Here is a 16891-nt window from a genome sequence, read left to right as displayed (position 1 = left end):
TTGCTTGTCGGGCGTGACCGTCACTTCCTACCTTGGTGTCAACCCTCAGTACACACCGCAGGAAGCGGAGGAACCCCTCTGTGCCCGACTCCCGTGTGCCGCGCCGACGGCGTTTCCTCGTCTGCGAACCCAGACACTTCGCCGTGCAGTACGCGATCAATCCCTGGATGCATCCCGACACCCATGTCGATGTGGACCTCGCGCACGACCAGTGGCGGACGCTGATCCGCGCCTACGAGGCCCACGGTCACAGCGTCGACGCCGTGGAGCCGGTCCCCGGCCTCCCGGACATGGTCTTCGCCGCGAACTCGGCGGTCGTCGTCGGTGGCCGCGTCTTCGGCTCCCTCTTCCACGCGCCGGAGCGGCGCCCCGAGTCCACCCACTACGACCTGTGGTTCAAGAAGGCGGGCTACGACGTCCGGCGCCCCCAGGCGGTCTGCGAGGGCGAGGGCGACCTCGTCTGGACGGGCCGGTACGTGCTGGCCGGCACCGGGTTCCGCACGACCCGGGAGGCGCACCGCGAGGTGCAGGAGTTCTTCGGCCACCCGGTGATCAGCCTGACCCTGGTGGACCCGCACTTCTACCACCTGGACACCGCGCTGTTCGTCCTGGACGAGAACAACATCGCCTACTACCCGGAGGCCTTTTCGACGGGCAGCCGCGCGGTACTCGCACAGCTGTACCCGGACGCGGTGCTCGCGACCCGCGACGACGCGATGGCGTTCGGTCTGAACTCCGTGTCCGACGGCCGGCACGTCTTCATCGCCCCGCAGGCCGAGGCCCTCGCCCTGCGCCTCGACGACCACGGCTATGTCCCCGTCCCCGTCGACCTCTCCGAGTTCCACAAGGCCGGCGGCGGCATCAAGTGCTGCACCCAGGAGATCCGCTCATGACCGCACCCGTAGGCACGCGTTCCTCCGCCGATCTCATCCGCGCCGAGGAACCGGTCCTCGCGCACAACTACCACCCGCTGCCCGTGGTCGTCGCCCGTGCCGAGGGCACCTGGGTGGAGGACGTGGAGGGCCGCCGCTACCTGGACATGCTGGCCGGCTACTCCGCCCTCAACTTCGGCCACCGCCACCCGGCGCTGATCGAGGCGGCCCACCGGCAGCTGGACCGGCTGACCCTCACCTCCCGTGCCTTCCACAACGACCGGCTCGCCGAGTTCGCGGAGCGCCTGGCCACGCTGACCGGCCTGGACATGGTGCTCCCGATGAACACCGGCGCGGAGGCGGTGGAGAGCGGGATCAAGGTGGCCCGCAAGTGGGCGTACGACGTCAAGGGCGTCCCCGCCGACCGGGCGACGATCGTGGTGGCCGCGGAGAACTTCCACGGCCGTACGACGACGATCGTGTCGTTCTCCACGGACGAGACGGCGAGGGCGGGCTTCGGCCCCTTCACGCCGGGCTTCCGGATCGTGCCGTACAACGACCTGGCGGCGCTGGAGGCGGCGGTCGACGAGACGACGGCCGCGGTGCTCCTGGAGCCCGTCCAGGGCGAGGCGGGCGTAGTCATCCCCGACGAGGGCTATCTGACCGGCGTCCGAGAGCTCACCCGCCGCAAGGGCTGTCTGTTCGTCGCGGACGAGATCCAGTCGGGCCTCGGACGCACGGGCCGTACCCTCGCCGTCGAGCACGAGGGGGTCGTCCCGGACGTCCTGCTGCTGGGCAAGGCCCTGGGCGGCGGCATCGTCCCGGTCTCCGCGGTGGTCGCCCGCAGGGACGTCCTCGGTGTGCTGCGGCCGGGCGAGCACGGCTCGACCTTCGGCGGCAACCCGCTGGCGGCGGCGGTGGGCACCGCGGTGGTCGAACTCCTGGAGACGGGCGAGTTCCAGCGCCGCGCGGCCGAACTGGGCACGGTCCTGCGGGACGGCCTGACCGGGCTGGTCGGCCGGGGCGTGGTCGGCTTCCGCGCACGGGGCCTGTGGGCGGGCGTGGACATCGACCCGGCGATCGGCACCGGCCGCGAGATCAGCAAGCTGCTGATGCACGAGGGCATCCTGGTCAAGGACACCCACGGCTCCACGATCCGCCTGGCACCGCCGTTGACCATCACGGCGGAGGAACTGGCCATGGCGCTGGGAGTACTGGAAAAGGTCCTGCGGCGCTGACCCGCCCTGCTCCCCTCCGGCCGCGTACTCCCGCACACCGGGTGAAGATGTGACGAAGAGGTGATAGACCACTCTCAGCGACAGAGAGGTCGTCCGTGGGCGCTCAGCAGGAGCACGACACCGCGCGGCACCGGTTCGACGTGGCCGATGCCGCGCCTCTGCTGCTCGACGCCCACGGCATCGTCAAGGGCTGGACCAGGGACGCCGAGCGCCTGCTGGACTACGGCGCCCAGGAGGCCGTGGGGATGACGGCCGCCGCCCTGCTCACCGCCGAGGACGCGGGCCGCCTGCCCGCACTCGCGCAGCGCTGCCGTGCCGACGGCGGCTGGGCGGGCCTGCTGACCGCCCGGCGCAGGGGCGGCCGGCCGGTGCGGGTGATGGCACGGATCACCGCGGCCGACGACTCCGACGGCTCGGCCCGCTGGCTGGTGCTGCTGTCCGAGATGGCCGAGGCCCCCGGCTGGGACATGAGCCGGCGCGTGCTGGAGCAGCTGGTCACCCGCTCCCCGATCGGCATCGCGATCGTGGACACGGACCTGCGCTGTGTGTGGTCCAACCCGGCGCTGGAGCAGTTCGGCAGTGCCCCGGCCCAGCGGCGGCTGGGACTGCGGTTCGCGGAGATCCAGCCGGGTCTGGACGCGGAGGCGATAGAGGCGCAGATGCGGCACGTGCTGGAGACCGGCGAGGCGGTCGTGGGGTACGAGCACGTCGGCCGGGTGCGCTCCGCCCCGCACCGCGAGACCGCGCACACGCTGTCGTTCACCCGGATCGACGACGACCGGGGCAACCCGATGGGCCTCTACTACACGGTCGTCGACATCACCGAACGGCACCGGGCCCGGCAGCGTCTCGCCCTGCTCGACCGGGCCGGCGAGTACATCGGCCGCAGCCTGGACATCCGGCGCACCGCGCAGGAGCTGGCGGACGTGGCCGTACCGGCGCTGGCCGACTACATCACCGTGGACCTGCTGGAATCGGTGCTGCGGGGCGCGGAGCCCACCTCACGGGTGACGCTGCTGCGGGCCGGGCAGCAGTCGGTGAACGAGGGCGTCCCCGAGGCCGTCGTCGAGGTGGGCGAGGTGGCCGCCTACCGGCCCGGCTCGCCCCCGCTGCGGTGTCTGGCCGAGGGCGTGCCCCTGCGGGAGGAGCGACTGGACCCGCTGGCCGCCGAGTGGGCGACCGGCATACCCGGCGGACGGCGGGCCACGTTCATGGAGCTGGGCCTGCACAGCGTGCTGGTCGTGCCCATCCGGGCGCGCGGTGTGACCCTGGGCGTCGCCACCTTCTTCCGCCGGCGCCGCCAGGAACCCTTCGACGAGGACGACCTGAACCTCGCCGAGGATCTCGTCTCCCGGGCCGCCGTCTGCGTGGACAACGCCTGGCGCTACACCCGTGAACGGGAGGCCGCGCTCGTCCTCCAGCGCAGCCTGCTCCCCCACCGGCTGTCCGAGCAGGCCGCCGTGGAGGTGACCGCCTGCTACCGGCCCGCCGACGAACTGACGGGCCTGGGCGGGGACTGGTACGACCTCATCCCGCTCTCCGGCGCACGCGTCGCCCTGGTGGTCGGCGAGGTGCCCGGGCACGGCATCAGGGCCGCCGCCGCGATGGGCCGGCTGCGGACCGCCGTCCGCACGCTGGCGGCGCTGGATCTGCCGCCCGAGGAGGTGCTGGGTCACCTGGACGACCTGGTCGCCCGGACGGCGCGCGAGGAGGGCGTGGGGCCGGACCCGGAGGACACGGACAGCGCCCAGGGCTCCGGCTGCGTCTACGTCGTCTACGACCCGGTCGACGGGCAGTGCACGATGGCCGCCGCCGGTCATCCCGCGCCCGCCGTGATCATGCCCGACGGCACGGTCGCCTTCGTGGACCTTCCGCAGGGGCCCTCGCTCGGCATCGGCGGTCCGCCCTTCGAGTCGGTCGAGCTGGCCCTGGCCGAGGGCAGCACCCTGGCGCTGCACACCGACGGGCTGCTCGCCCGCGGCCAGGAGTGGGCCGTGGACGCGGGGCGGAACCGGCTGCGCCAGGCCCTGGAGGAGTCCGCGGCCTCGCTGGAGCTGCGCTGCCGCACCGTGGTCGACGCGCTGGCGCCGGCCCGGCCGCACGACGACGTGGCCCTGCTCATGGCCCGCACCCGGCTGCTGGGCCCCGACCAGGTCGCGGACTGGGACGTGCCCGCCGACCCGGCCCGGGTCGCCGAGGCCCGCAAGACGGCGTCCCGGCAGCTGACGGAGTGGGGGCTGGAGGAGTTCGCCTTCACCACGGAGCTGGTCGTCAGCGAACTGGTCACCAACGCCATCCGGCACGCCGTCGGTCCGATCCGGCTCCGGCTGATCCGGGAGCGGTCCCTGATCTGCGAGGTCTTCGACAGCGGGGACACCGCGCCCCATCTGCGCCACCCGCGCACCACCGACGAGGGCGGCCGGGGGCTGCTGCTGGTCTCCCAGTTCGCCCGGCGCTGGGGCACCCGGTTCGTACCCGAGGGAAAGATCATCTGGGCCGAGCAGTCCCTCGCGGATCCGCCGGACTGACCCCACCCACCGCATAGCGTGGGAAAATGGGGCGATCCCGGCAGGCAGGCGGCAGTCATGAGCGACGGATTCACCGACACCGACTACCGAGCCGTGTTCCAGGCCCTTCCCGGCATGGTCGCGCTGCTGACACCCGACCTGGTGTACGCCGACGTCAACGAGGAGTTCCTGCGCATGGCCGGGCGCCGGCGCGAGGAGGTCGTGGGCCGCTATCTCTTCGACGTCTTCCCGGACAACCCCAACGACCCCGCGTCGACCGGCATGCGCAATCTGGCCGCCTCCCTGGGCCGGGTGCTGGAGACCGGGGAGCGCGACGCCATGGCCCTCCAGCGCTACGACGTCGAGGTGCCGGGCCGGCCGGGGGTGTGGGAGGAACGCTACTGGAGCCCCTGCAACGCCCCGGTGCTCGGCGCGGACGGCAAGGTCGAGCTGCTCGTGCACCGGGTCGAGGAGGTCACCGAGCTGATCCGGGCCCGCGGCCCGGACGGCGACCGCAACCGCGTCCTGGAGGCCGAGCTGTACACCCGCGCCCGTGAACTCCAGGAGGTCAACGAGCGGTTGCGGCAGGCCCACGCCCGGGACCGCGAGGTCGCCCTCGCCCTCCAGGACGCCATGCTGCCCACCGGCCGGCAGACGCTGCACCACCAGGTGGCCGTGCGCTACCGGCCGGCCATCGGCGCGCTGAACGTGTGCGGAGACTGGTACGACCTGGTCGATCTGGTGGGCGGCCACCGCGTCGGTGTCTCGGTCGGTGACGTGGTGGGCCACGGTCTGGCGGCCGCCGGAGTGATGGGCCAGTTGCGCAGCGCCCTGAGCGCCGCATCACGGGTGGCGGCGGGCCCGGCGCAGGCCCTGAACGTGCTGGGCCGGTACGCCCATGTCGTCGACGGCGCCGAGTCCGCCACCGCGGTCACCACCTTCATCGACTTCGACCACGGCACCATCACCTACAGCAGCGCCGGGCATCCGCCGCCGATGCTGGTGCACGCCGACGGGCGGGTGGAGTGCCTGGACAGGGCCACCGACCCGCCGCTCGACGCCCGCCCCGACCCGACGCTCCGGCCGCAGGCCGCGACCACCTTCGCCAGGGGCGCCACCCTCGCGCTGTACACCGACGGTCTGGTGGAGCGGCGGCACGAGGACATCGACACGGGGCTCGCCCGGCTCGCCGAATCCCTCGCCCGGCACCGCGAGGACGACCCCGAGACCCTCGCCGACGCGGTCCTGCTGGAGCTCCTGCCGCCCGGCGGCGCCACGGACGACACGGCCCTGGTCATCGTGCGGCTGTGAACACCACTCATGGTGCGGCTGTGAACACCACCGGACCCGGCCCGGAAATCAAGAGCGGCCCCTTGGCCGACCACCCGGGCGGTTCGCGCCACAGCGTCCGGCCGGGTTGCCGCGCGCCGCCCGTCGGCACCAAGCTGGTCCGGTGATCGGCCCTGTTCCGGCCGTCGCACCCTGCGCCTACACTGACAGCCCCGCCTCACGCCGGTTGACCAGCCAGAACGCGGAGTTGAGCCGTCCGCCCGACCGAGGAGCGCCCCCTCTTGTTCTACTACCTGCTCAAATACGTGCTGTTGGGGCCGTTGCTGAGACTGGTCTTCCGGCCTCGAATAGAAGGTCTGGAGCACATCCCGGAGTCGGGTGCGGCCATCGTCGCGGGCAACCACCTGTCCTTCTCCGACCACTTCCTGATGCCCGCGGTGCTCAAGCGGCGCATCACCTTCCTGGCGAAGGCCGAGTACTTCACCGGCCCCGGCGTCAAGGGCCGGCTGACCGCCTTCTTCTTCCGCAGCGCCGGGCAGATCCCGGTCGACCGCTCCGGCAAGGAGGCGGGCCAGGCCGCCATCCGCGAGGGCCTCGGCGTGCTGCGCAAGGACGAACTGCTCGGCATCTACCCGGAGGGCACCCGCTCCCACGACGGCCGCCTCTACAAGGGCAAGGTCGGCGTCGCGGTGATGGCGCTCAGGGCACAGGTCCCGGTCATCCCCTGCGCGATGATCGGCACCTTCGAGGCACAGCCGCCCGGCAAGGTCATCCCCAACATCCATCCCGTGGTGATCCGCTTCGGCAAGCCGCTGGACTTCTCCCGCTACGCCGGGATGGAGAACGAGAAGGCGATCCTGCGGGCCATCACCGACGAGATCATGTACGCCATCCTGAAGCTGTCCGACCAGGAGTACGTCGACCAGTACGCGGCCGTGGTGAAGGCGGAGGAGGCCGCCGCGGCGAAGGAGCGCAAGTTCCCGCGGCTGCCGTTGAGTTGAGCTCTGCCGTCGGCAGAAGCCCCTGGAGCAACCGGGCGTGAGCGCCGTACGGTCGCCGCATGACACGACGTGCTGTGGTGGTCGGAGCGACGGGGCAGATCGGGCGGGTGGCCGTGGGCGCGCTGGCCCGGGACGGCTGGGAGGTGACGGCCGTCTCCCGGGGCGGCGGCCGGGACGGGAGCTGGCCCAGGCAGGTGCGCACCGCGCGGGCCGACCGGGCGGACGACGCCGCCCTGGCCGCCGCGGTGGGCGACGGCTGCGAGGTCCTGGTGGACATGGTCGCCTACGGGCCTGCGCACGCACGGCAGTTGGTGTCGCTGGCCGACCGTGTGGGCTCGGCCGTGGTGATCTCCAGCATCACGGTGTACGAAGACGACAAGGGGCGCAATTTCGACACCCAGGGCGAGCCGGACGGCTTCCCGGAGTACCCGGTGCCCCTGACCGAGGAGCAGCGGACCGTCGCCCCGGGCGACACCTCGTACAGCACCCGCAAGGCGGGGCTGGAGCGTGAACTCCTCGCGGCCGGGGGGCGGTTGCCCGCCACGCTGCTGCGGGCCGGTGCGATCCACGGACCGCACTGCCGGACGCCGCGCGAGCTCTACTTCGTCAAGCGCAACCTGGACGGCCGGACCCGGCGGGTTCTCCCCTTCGGCGGACAGAGCCGCTTCCACCCCGCGAGCGTCCACAACATCGCGGAGCTGATCCGGCTCGCGGCGGCGCAGCCGGGCACACGGGCCCTGAACGCCGTGGACCCGGACGCCCCGACGGTGGCGGAGATCGCCGCCGCGATCGACGCGGTGACGGGCGTGGAGACGGAGACGGTCCTGCTGGACGGGCCGCCGCCGTCACCGACCGTGGGCGACACGCCGTGGTCGGCGCCCGTGCCGGTCGTCTGCGACATGTCCGCCGCCGAGCGGGAGTTGGGCTACCGGGCGGTGGTGCGGTACGCGGACCGGCTGCCGGAGACCGTCGCCTGGATCGAGGAGCGGCTGGCCGGACGGGACTGGCGGGAGGCGTACCCGAGGATGTTCCAGACCTACGGCGACCTCTTCGACTACGCGGCGGAGGACGCGTTCGTCGACTCGCTCGGGGCATGAGAAAGGCGGCCGGTGGCTCCGGCCGCCTTGTCCCGTCGTGGCTGTTACGGCTTCGGCGTGGCGTGCGGGGTGCAGGTCACGTCGGCCTTGTCGAGCTTGCCGGTGAGCAGGTAGGCGTCCACCCGCGGGTTGATGCAGGGGTTGACCAGGCCGGTCACCCCGTGGGAGCCCGCGTCCTTCTCGGTGATGAGGCGGGAGCCCTTGAAGCGCTTGTGCAGTTCGACGCCGCCGTCGTACGGGGTGGCCGCGTCACGCTCGGACTGCACGATCAGCACGCCGGGCAGGCCCTTGCCGGTCCTGACGTTCACCGGGGTCTGCTGCTTGACCGGCCAGGTGGCGCAGGGCAGGTTCAGCCAGGCGTTGGCCCAGGTCATGAACGGGTACTTCTTGTGCAGCGCGGTGTTGTCGCGGTCCCACGTCTTCCAGCTGGTGGGCCACTTGGCGTCGGTGCACTCGACGGCGGTGTAGACGGCGTTGCCGTTCTCCGAGGAGATGTTGCCCGCGGTGTCGCTGAGGTCCGGGGCGGCCGCGTCGACCAGCGCCTGGGTGTCACCGGCGAAGTACTTGCTGAACACCGTCGCGACCGGCACCCACGAGGAGTCGTAGTACGGGGCGCTCTGGAAGAAGCCGATCAGCTCGGCCGGGCCCACGACCCCGCCGATGGGGTTCTTCTTGGCGGTGGCCCGCAGTTCGAGCCACTTCGCCTCGACCGCGGCCCGCGTGGTGCCGAGGTGGAAGGCGGCGTCGTTGGCGGCGACCCAGTCCTCCCAGTCCTTCCAGCGGCCCTCGAAGGCGATGTCCTGGTCGAGGTTGGCCTCGTACCAGATCTTCTCCCGCGACGGGTTGACCACGCTGTCGACGATCATGCGGCGCACGTGGCCCGGGTACATCGTGCCGTAGACGGCGCCGATGTAGGTGCCGTAGGAGACGCCCAGGTAGTTGAGCTTCTTCTCGCCGAGCGCGGCACGGATGACGTCCAGGTCGCGCACGGTGTTGGGCGTGGTCATCTGCTGGAGCATCGCCTTGCCGGTGCGCTCGGCGCAGCCCTCGGCGTACTCACGGGCCAGCTTGCGCTGGGCGCGCTTGTCGGCCTCGCTGTCCGGCACCGGGTCCATCTTGGGCGCCTTCACGAACTCCTGCGGGTCCACGCAGGAGATGGGCGCGGAGTGGCCGACGCCGCGCGGGTCGAAGCCCACGAAGTCGTACGCCTTGGCCACGTTGGCCCAGATCGGGTTCTTGGTCGTGACCCGGAGCGGGAAGCGCATGCCCGAGCCGCCCGGTCCGCCCGGGTTGTAGACGAGGGCGCCCTGGCGCTCCGCCGTGGTTCCGGTGTTGCCGATGTGGTCGACGGCGAGCTTGATCTGCTTGCCGTTCGGCTTCGCGTAGTCCAGCGGCACGCTGACCCAGCCGCACTGGACCGGCTTCGCGATTCCCCAGTCCGCGGGGCAGTCGGCCCAGTCGATGCCGGCCTTCGCGGCGCGGGCGGCGGCGATCGCGGCGCCGGCCGCCTCGCGGTCCTGTCCGTGCCGGGCCGTCCTGTCGGACGTGTTGGCGCCGGACGCGGGTGCCGCGACGGCACCGGATATCAGTGTGGCCGTGATGAGCACGCCGGCCGAACCGAGTGCCGTCGTGCGCCACTTCGGTCGCGTCTCCCTCAAGAGGGACCCCTCCCCGTACGTCGTTTCGATTCCTCCGGGGATCCTCGTGGTTGTGAAGTCGCTGTGAACAGGGTTTGTCGGGCTTCTTTGCCAATCCGATAAACGGAAGAACCTGTTCGCTCGGCGGACTAGGGCCTGTCGTTTGGATCAGGGCGGCCGTGAGGTGCGGTGCTTTTCTGGCGACGCCGGGCTGGTCCAAACGACAGGCCCTAGGGGACGAGCGCAGCCAGCGCCGCGTCCAAGGCCCGGCGCAGCAGCAGGGCGTCCGGGGCCACGGCGGTGACGAGCGCGGCGGGTCCGGCGAGGGGTACGACGACGGCGCCCTCGCCGAGCACCCGCGCCGGCACCGGCTCCTCGGCGAACTCCGGCCGTACGACGAGGAGCTGGCCGACCGCCCGGTGACCCGCGAGCACGGCCGGCCCGTCCCAGCCGCCCGGCGCCCCGGGCCCGCAGGCCAGTTCCTGGTCGAGCACGGTCCGTCCCGCGACCCGCAGCACGAGCCGGCTGGTGAGCCGCCCGGGCTCCTCCCCCACCCGCCCGAGGACCTGCTCCTCGCGCAGCACGAGCCGGGCCGTCGCCCCGAGGTCGATCCGGGTGCCGACGTACAGGTCACTGCCGCCCGCGGAGATCAACTGCTCGGGCAGCCAGCGCAGTTCGGCTCCGTCGGCGACGGTGAGCCGGACGTCGTAACGGGCCTCGCCCTTGGTCTGCCCCGGCAGGGCGATGGTGGCGGCGGCCGATCCGACGCACAGCCGGGCGCCCTCCCGGACGTCGGCCGTCACGGTGAAGTGGTCGCCGCCGAGAGGCCCGCTCATCGCTCCGACGAGCATGACCCGCGGCTCCGCGCCGCTCCCCCGGGTCCGCCGCAGCGCCAGTGGCCCGTCGCTCTCCAGCACGGGCAGGGCCGTACCGCCGCGCCCGTCGTCGCGCGCCACCATCCGGGCGGTGGCCCGCACCCCGGCCACGGCCGCGGTCACGCCGTCCACGCGGCGAGCCGCGCCCGCACCCAGTCGGCGACGGCGGTCACGCCGGCCTCGCCGCGGAGCGACTGGAAGACGACGGGGAGTTCGCCGCGCTGGGCCTTGGCGTCGGCGGCCATCCGCGCGAGGTCGGAGCCGACGTACGGGGCCAGGTCGGTCTTGTTGACGATGAGCAGGTCGGCGGTGGTGACGCCGGGGCCGCCCTTCCTCGGGATGTCGTCCCCTCCGGCCACGTCGATGACGAAGATCTGGGCGTCGACCAGGCCCTTGGAGAAGGTGGCGGTGAGGTTGTCGCCGCCGCTCTCCACGAGGATCAGGTCCAGGGAGCCGACCTCGTCCTCCAGGTCCTCGACGGCCTCCAGGTTGGCGGAGATGTCGTCCCTGATCGCGGTGTGCGGACAGGCGCCGGTCTCCACGGCGGTGATCCGCTCGGGGGGCAGCACGGCTTCCCTCAGCAGGAACTCGGCGTCCTCGCGGGTGTAGATGTCGTTGGTGACGACGGCGAGGGACAACTCGTCGCGCAGGGCCCGGCAGAGGGCGGCGACGGTGGCGGTCTTGCCGGAGCCCACGGGGCCGCCGAGGCCGATGCGGAGGGCTCTGCGGGTGCCGTCTTTGCGGTGGGCGTCGGCGCTCAGTGCGGTGGGGCCGTCGTGAGAGTGGTCGAGGTGCATGTGCGGCTCCTGTAGGGGGTTCAGAGGTTCGTGGCCGGGTGCGGGTGTGTGGGGGCTGGTCGCGCAGTTCCCCGCGCCCCTGAAAGACGGTGGGTGGCCCGAGGCTCGCTACGATGCGAACAGGCGTACTGGCCATGCCGCATGCAGCTCTGCCCCGATCTCCAGCAACGGAGCGGACGCCGACGGCAATGCGTCGACACCCTCCTCGACCGCTGTCCTCGCCGCCTCCACCGCCCGGGTCGCGACCCGGTCCAACTCCGGTGCCAGTCGGGCCAGTACGGCTGTCGCGTCGAAGGGGTCCAGGCTCAGGAGGCGGACCGTCGCGCTCGCCGGGCCGCTCACGCTCTCGTACGCCGCGCAGTAGGCCGCGTCCACGGGCTCCAGGCCCGCAGCGCGGGCCGTCAGGCCCAGCACCACCGGCTGGTGGGCTCCCTTGGGGAACTGACCTGCCAGCGCGTCCAGTTCAGGGGACGGCCAAGTCGCCCGGGCCGCCCGCAACAGCTGGCGGCCCAGTTTGCGGGCGGCGACCCGAAGGGCGGGCGACGGGGTGCGGGCGTCCGCCGCCTCGTCCAACTGCCGTGGATCCACGCCGAGTACGGCCGCTGTCGCGAGGGCCGAGGACACCAGCCCCGCCGTGTACAGCCGCCCCCGACAGAAGGACTCCAGGCTCTCCGCCCCGGTGATCCGCCCGGCCTTGACGGCCGCCTCGGCCCCGCCGGAGTGCGCGTGGCCTCCGGCGGGAAAGCGGCCGTCGGCCAGGACCAGAAGTGCGGCCCGTGACATCACAACCCCGCCATCAGAAGAGGAAGTAACGCTGGGCCATGGGCAGTTCGGCCGCCGGTGTGGCCTCCACCAGCTCGCCGTCGATGTGCACGGCGAAGCTGTCGGGGTCGACGCGGACGTCGGGCCGGGCGTCGTTCTCCCGCATGTCGGCCTTGGTGACCCCGCGCGTCGACTCGGTCGCCACGAACCGCTTCCCGAGCTGGAGCCGCTCCGGCAGTCCGTCCTCGATGGCCAGGGGCGCCACGAAGTTGAAGGAGTTCGAGGCGGGGGCCCGCCCGATCGCCCCGTACATCGGCCGGGGAAGGATCGGCTGCGGGGTCGGGATGGAGGCGTTGGCGTCGCCCATCTGCGCGTAGGCGATCTGGCCGCCCTTGATGACCAGATGCGGCTTGACCCCGAAGAAGGCGGGCTCCCACAGGACCAGGTCGGCCAGCTTGCCCGTCTCCACGGAACCCACCTCGTGGGCGAGTCCCTGGGCGACGGCGGGGTTGATCGTGTACTTGGCGACATAGCGCCGTACCCGGTGGTTGTCCGCCTGTCCGTCGCCCGGCAGCGCACCCCGGCGCCGCTTCATGACGTGCGCGGTCTGCCAGGTCCGCATGATGACCTCGCCGACGCGTCCCATGGCCTGGGCGTCGGAGGAGATGATCGAGATGGCGCCCAGGTCGTGCAGGATGTCCTCGGCGCCGATGGTCGTGGGACGGATGCGGGACTCGGCGAAGGCGAGGTCCTCCGGCACCGCCGCGTTGAGGTGGTGGCACACCATCAGCATGTCGAGGTGTTCCTCGGCGGTGTTGACGGTGAAGGGCCGGGTCGGGTTGGTGGAGCTCGGCAGCACGTGCGGCTGGGAGACCACGGTCATGATGTCCGGCGCGTGCCCGCCGCCCGCACCCTCGGTGTGGTAGGCGTGGATGCCGCGGCCGGCGATCGCGGCGAGGGTGTCGCCGACGAATCCGGCCTCGTTGAGGGTGTCGGTGTGGATGGCCACCTGGATGCCGGTCCGCTCGGCGACGGTCAGCGAGGCGTCGATGACGGCCGGGGTCGAGCCCCAGTCCTCGTGCAGCTTCAGGCCGAGCGCGCCGCCACGGATCTGGGACAGCATCGCCTCGTGGGAGACGGTGTTGCCCTTGCCGAGGAAGCCGATGTTGAGGGGGTACTGCTCCATCGCTTCCAGCATGCGGGCGAGGTGCCAGGGGCCCGGGGTGACGGTGGTGGCCTTGGAGCCCTCGGCGGGGCCGGTGCCGCCGCCCACCAGGGTGGTCACGCCGGACGCCAGCGCCTCGTCGGCGATCTGCGGGCAGATGAAGTGGACGTGCGCGTCGATGGCACCGGCGGTCAGGATCCGGCCGTTGCCCGCGATGATCTCGGTCTCGGGGCCGATCACCAGGTCCGGGTGCACCCCGTCCATGGTGTCGGGGTTGCCCGCCTTGCCGATCCCGGTGATCCGGCCGTCGCGGATGCCGACGTCGGCCTTGACGACACCCCAGTGGTCGACGATCACGACACCCGTGACGACCGTGTCCGGGGTTCCTTCTGCGCGCGTGGCGCGCGACTGGCCCATCGACTCGCGGATGACCTTGCCGCCGCCGAACACGGCCTCGTCACCGGCGAGCCCGGGGCCGCCGGAACGATCCTCCTCGACCTCGATCAGCAGATCGGTGTCGGCGAGCCGGATGCGGTCCCCGGTGGTGGGTCCGAACAGGTCCGCGTAGGCGGCACGAGAGATCTCAGGCATCGAGGGCACCTCCGGTCTCCCCGCGCAGCCCCGGCACCACGCGGGCGCCGGTGAGCGGGACGAGTTCGACGTCGACCGGGATACCGGGCTCGAAGCGCACGGCGGTTCCGGCGGCGATGTTCAGCCGCTTGCCGCGGGCCGCGGCACGGTCGAACTCCAGGCCGGGGTTGGTCTCGGCGAAGTGGTAGTGGGAGCCGACCTGGACGGGACGGTCGGCGGCGTTGAGGACGGTCAGCCGGGTGACCTCGCGGCCCTCGTTGTAGGCAATCGGCCCGTCGGCGAAGAGGATCTCTCCGGGAATCATCGGGGCCCCTCAGACGATCGGGTCGTGGACGGTGACGAGCTTGGTGCCGTCCGGGAAGGTCGCCTCGACCTGGACGTCGTGGATCATCTCGGGGATGCCCTCCATGACGTCGTCGCGGGTCAGCAACGTCCGCCCGGAGGCCATGAGTTCGGCGACGGTACGGCCGTCACGCGCGCCTTCGAGGATGTGCGACGTGATGAGGGCGACCGCCTCGGGGTGGTTGAGCTTCAGCCCGCGGGCCCGGCGCTTCTCGGCGACGTCGGCCGCCACATGGATCAGCAGCCTCTCTTGCTCGTGCGGGGTCAGTTGCACGTCCCACCTCACAGTCCTCGCTCCGGACCGTGCGGGGCCCGGTTGCCTCTGCCCCGGGGCAAAGTCCCTGGTGGCGTGGATCCGCAGGCTAGTTGGATCCGGTTTCAGGCACGTTAACCGAGCGGTGATCCATCAGCGCGTGCCGGCTTCGTCCCGCACACTCATCAGCGCCCGCAGACCGTCGCCCAGGACCTCGGCGGGCGTCGGTCCGAACAGCGCCTGCTGCGCGATGAAGCCCATGGCGGCCGCCATCATCGTGCGGGCCACGTGCTCCGGGGGCACGTCCGAGCGCATCGCCCCGGCGTCCTGGTACGCCCCGACGATCCGCGTCCAGGTCTCGCGCACGGCGCCGTAGCCCTCGCGCAGGACGGCCGCGAGCTCCTCGTTGCGGAGCGTCTCGGTCCACACCTGGACGACCAGCCGCGGGAACGCCGGACGCCCGTCGACGGTCACCGTCTCCTTGGTGGCGAGGACCCGGCCCAGCACCGACGCCACCAGGAGGTCGGGGGGCGGGGGCGGGCTGCTGCGGGCCGCCTCCTCGAAACCCTCGTGGACCTGGCCGAGCACCTCTGCGACGATCGCGCCGATGAGCTCCTCCTTGCCGCTGAAGTAGCGGTACACGGCCCCGGCCGAGAGGTCGGCCTCCTTCAGGACGTCCTGCATGGACGTGGCGTGGAAGCCGTTGCGGGCGAAGCAGACCGCCGCGGCGTCGAGGATCTGCCGACGGCGGGCGTCGAGATGTGCCTGGGATACGCGAGCCATGCCGTCCAACCTAAAACGAACGTTCCTTCTTGACAAGACACACCGACGGCGAGACGGTGTCACGGAAGTCAAAACGAACGATCCTTCTTTTTAGCGGGGCTCACCCGGGTCCCGGAGAGGACCACCATGTCCACCCGTCGCATGCTCGCGGTCGTCGTCCTCGTGCCGCTGCTCGCCGCCCTGGCCCTGTGGGCCTTCGCCTGGCCCGCCGCCCGCACCGCCCCTCGCGACCTGCCGCTCGGTGTGGCCGGACCGGCCGCGGCGACCGCGCCGCTGGAGCAACAGCTCCGACAGCACGCGGGCGCCTTCGAGATCCACCATTACGCCGACGAGGCGGCCGCGCGGTCGGCGATCGGGGACCGGACCGTATACGGCGCGGTCGTGGTCACCGCCCAGGGCCCGGAGCTGCTCACCGCGTCGGCCGCGAGCCCGGTCGTGGCCCAGCTTCTCCAGCAGGCCGTGACCCGGCAGGCCACGGCGAGCGGCGCCGAGGTGCGGACCGTGGACGTCGTCCCGACCCCGGCGTCCGACCCGAGGGGCTCGGTACTGAGCTCGTCGGTGCTGCCGCTGACACTGAGCGGGATCATGGCGGGCGCGGTCGTGACCCTGCTCGGACTGCGCGGCCTGCGTGCCGTGACCGCGCTGCTCGTCGGCGCCGCACTGGTGGGCGTCGTCGCGGCCGTCCTGGCCCACAGCTGGCTCGGCGTGCTCACCGGGAACTGGTGGGCGGAGGCGGGGTCCCTCGCACTGGCGATGCTGGCGGTGAGCGCGGCCGTCGCGGGACTCGCCGCCCTGGCCGGACCCGCGGGCATCGGCGCCGTCGCGTTCCTGGTGATGTTCCTCGGCAACCCTTTCTCCGGCGCCGCCTCGGCCCCGCAGCTGCTGCCCGAACCGGTGGGCGCCATCGGCCAGTGGCTGCCGCCCGGCGCGAGCGCGACCCTGCTGCGCTCGGTGTCCTTCTTCGACGGCGCGGCAGCGCCGGGCCCCGCCCTGACCCTCGCCTGGTGGGCCGCGCTGGGCCTGGGCGCCGTCGTACTGGGAAACGCGCTGAAGTCCCGGTCGAGGGGCGTCATGCCGACCGCCGATGAACCGGCCCTGGCTCCTGTCGGCTGACCGACACCAGACGCGAGTGTGGCCCTGCCGGGTGGGATTGGTGCAGGTAGTGCTGGGGGGGGTGGGGGCGGAGCGCGCCCACCCCCTCGCTGCGCTCCGCGCGCAGGTCACCGCTTGGCGCTACGCCTGTAAGCATGATCGCTGCGGTCGCCGCCGCCGGACGCCTGCGCAGTCGAAGCGCTCCCGCTTCTAGGAGGCGCCGTTCCCCCGGTGATGTGCCGCGATGCCGAACCGCTGCTGTTCGCGGGGAGCGGGCGCGACCTCGCGCACGCTGGAGACCGCGCTGATCACCGGCTCCTCGACGGGCTCCGGGGACTCCTCCAACCGTTCGAGGTCGGCGGCCGAGACCAGGGCGACCAGGGGCTTTCCGTGTCGTGTGACGACGACGCGCTCGCCGCCGTACACGACCCGGTTGATCAGTTCGGCGAGTTCAGCCCTGGCTTGCGTCACCGGAATCTCGTAGGCCATACCCCTAGCTTACGGTGCGGCTATCTGGTTCACCGTGGTCTGTGACGACATCAAAGTTCCAGGTCAGGGGCCTCGCGTGCTCCTGTGCGCTCTCGTCTGT

16 protein-coding genes are annotated in these 16891 nt (G+C 72.1%); 7 read left to right on the top strand and 9 right to left on the bottom strand.

All coding sequences use genetic code 11. The annotated features are described in order from the left end of the window. The first annotated feature begins 80 nt into the window (after positions 1 to 80). The 6 genes from ddaH (at position 81) to AQI94_RS17280 (ending at position 8005) form a co-directional block, all read left to right on the top strand. Complete coding sequence (gene ddaH / locus AQI94_RS17305) at positions 81 to 893, top strand: dimethylargininase (protein WP_031051950.1); 813 nt, start codon at positions 81 to 83, stop codon at positions 891 to 893. Then, the gene (gene rocD / locus AQI94_RS17300) at positions 890 to 2110 is read left to right on the top strand and encodes an ornithine--oxo-acid transaminase (protein WP_031051952.1); all 1221 of its coding nucleotides are present in this window, start codon (positions 890 to 892) and stop codon (positions 2108 to 2110) included. Before ddaH ends, rocD begins: the two co-directional genes overlap by 4 nt. A gap of 95 nt (positions 2111 to 2205) precedes the next feature. Next, a complete protein-coding gene (locus AQI94_RS17295; RefSeq protein WP_062229797.1) occupies positions 2206 to 4638 on the top strand; it encodes a SpoIIE family protein phosphatase in 2433 nt (810 codons plus the stop codon). Positions 4639 to 4695: 57 nt separating this feature from the next. After that, the gene (locus AQI94_RS17290) at positions 4696 to 5928 is read left to right on the top strand and encodes a PP2C family protein-serine/threonine phosphatase (protein WP_031051040.1); all 1233 of its coding nucleotides are present in this window, start codon (positions 4696 to 4698) and stop codon (positions 5926 to 5928) included. A gap of 260 nt (positions 5929 to 6188) precedes the next feature. Then, complete coding sequence (locus AQI94_RS17285; RefSeq protein ID WP_031051037.1) at positions 6189 to 6908, top strand: lysophospholipid acyltransferase family protein; 720 nt, start codon at positions 6189 to 6191, stop codon at positions 6906 to 6908. Between the two features lie 74 nt (positions 6909 to 6982). Next, a complete protein-coding gene (locus AQI94_RS17280) occupies positions 6983 to 8005 on the top strand; it encodes an NAD-dependent epimerase/dehydratase family protein (RefSeq protein WP_031051034.1) in 1023 nt (340 codons plus the stop codon). Positions 8006 to 8049: 44 nt separating this feature from the next. Here the strand turns inward: AQI94_RS17280 and AQI94_RS17275 are convergent, their stop codons facing one another. From AQI94_RS17275 to AQI94_RS17240, 8 genes are all read right to left on the bottom strand, one after another. After that, on the bottom strand, positions 8050 to 9663 hold the full coding sequence (locus AQI94_RS17275; RefSeq protein ID WP_031051033.1) for an alpha/beta hydrolase: 1614 nt from the start codon (positions 9661 to 9663) through the stop codon (positions 8050 to 8052). A gap of 209 nt (positions 9664 to 9872) precedes the next feature. After that, positions 9873 to 10601 (bottom strand): urease accessory protein UreD, encoded by a 729-nt coding sequence (locus AQI94_RS17270; protein ID WP_062229859.1) that lies wholly within the window; start codon positions 10599 to 10601, stop codon positions 9873 to 9875. 35 nt (positions 10602 to 10636) lie between these two features. Next, positions 10637 to 11314: an urease accessory protein UreG gene (ureG, locus tag AQI94_RS17265; protein WP_031058231.1), complete on the bottom strand. Its 678-nt coding sequence runs from the start codon at positions 11312 to 11314 to the stop codon at positions 10637 to 10639. Positions 11315 to 11422: 108 nt separating this feature from the next. Continuing rightward, on the bottom strand, positions 11423 to 12097 hold the full coding sequence (locus AQI94_RS17260) for an urease accessory protein UreF (RefSeq protein ID WP_062229858.1): 675 nt from the start codon (positions 12095 to 12097) through the stop codon (positions 11423 to 11425). 13 nt (positions 12098 to 12110) lie between these two features. Next, entirely contained in the window at positions 12111 to 13832 is a 1722-nt protein-coding gene (locus AQI94_RS17255) for an urease subunit alpha (protein WP_031058240.1), read from the bottom strand. Then, complete coding sequence (locus AQI94_RS17250; protein ID WP_031058243.1) at positions 13825 to 14136, bottom strand: urease subunit beta; 312 nt, start codon at positions 14134 to 14136, stop codon at positions 13825 to 13827. Before AQI94_RS17250 ends, AQI94_RS17255 begins: the two co-directional genes overlap by 8 nt. 9 nt (positions 14137 to 14145) lie before the next feature. Beyond that, positions 14146 to 14448, bottom strand: coding sequence for an urease subunit gamma (locus AQI94_RS17245; protein WP_028810102.1), 303 nt, complete (start codon positions 14446 to 14448; stop codon positions 14146 to 14148). 132 nt (positions 14449 to 14580) lie between these two features. Beyond that, positions 14581 to 15210 carry a TetR/AcrR family transcriptional regulator gene (locus AQI94_RS17240; RefSeq protein ID WP_031058249.1) on the bottom strand — a complete coding sequence of 210 codons (630 nt, stop codon included), beginning with the start codon at positions 15208 to 15210 and terminating at the stop codon, positions 14581 to 14583. Positions 15211 to 15336: 126 nt separating this feature from the next. Between AQI94_RS17240 and AQI94_RS17235 the strand changes: the two genes are divergently transcribed. Further along, the gene (locus AQI94_RS17235; protein WP_031058251.1) at positions 15337 to 16323 is read left to right on the top strand and encodes an ABC transporter permease; all 987 of its coding nucleotides are present in this window, start codon (positions 15337 to 15339) and stop codon (positions 16321 to 16323) included. 189 nt (positions 16324 to 16512) lie between these two features. Here AQI94_RS17235 and AQI94_RS17230 read toward each other — a convergent pair whose 3' ends face one another. After that, positions 16513 to 16791: a type II toxin-antitoxin system Phd/YefM family antitoxin gene (locus AQI94_RS17230; protein WP_031058253.1), complete on the bottom strand. Its 279-nt coding sequence runs from the start codon at positions 16789 to 16791 to the stop codon at positions 16513 to 16515. Between the last annotated feature and the right edge of the window lie 100 nt (positions 16792 to 16891).

Source organism: Streptomyces pseudovenezuelae (genome assembly GCF_001513955.1).
Taxonomy (GTDB): Bacteria; Actinomycetota; Actinomycetes; order Streptomycetales; family Streptomycetaceae; genus Streptomyces; species Streptomyces pseudovenezuelae.
The sequence above is the reverse complement of the archived record's forward strand: the minus strand, read 5'-3'. Positions and strand labels throughout refer to the sequence as shown.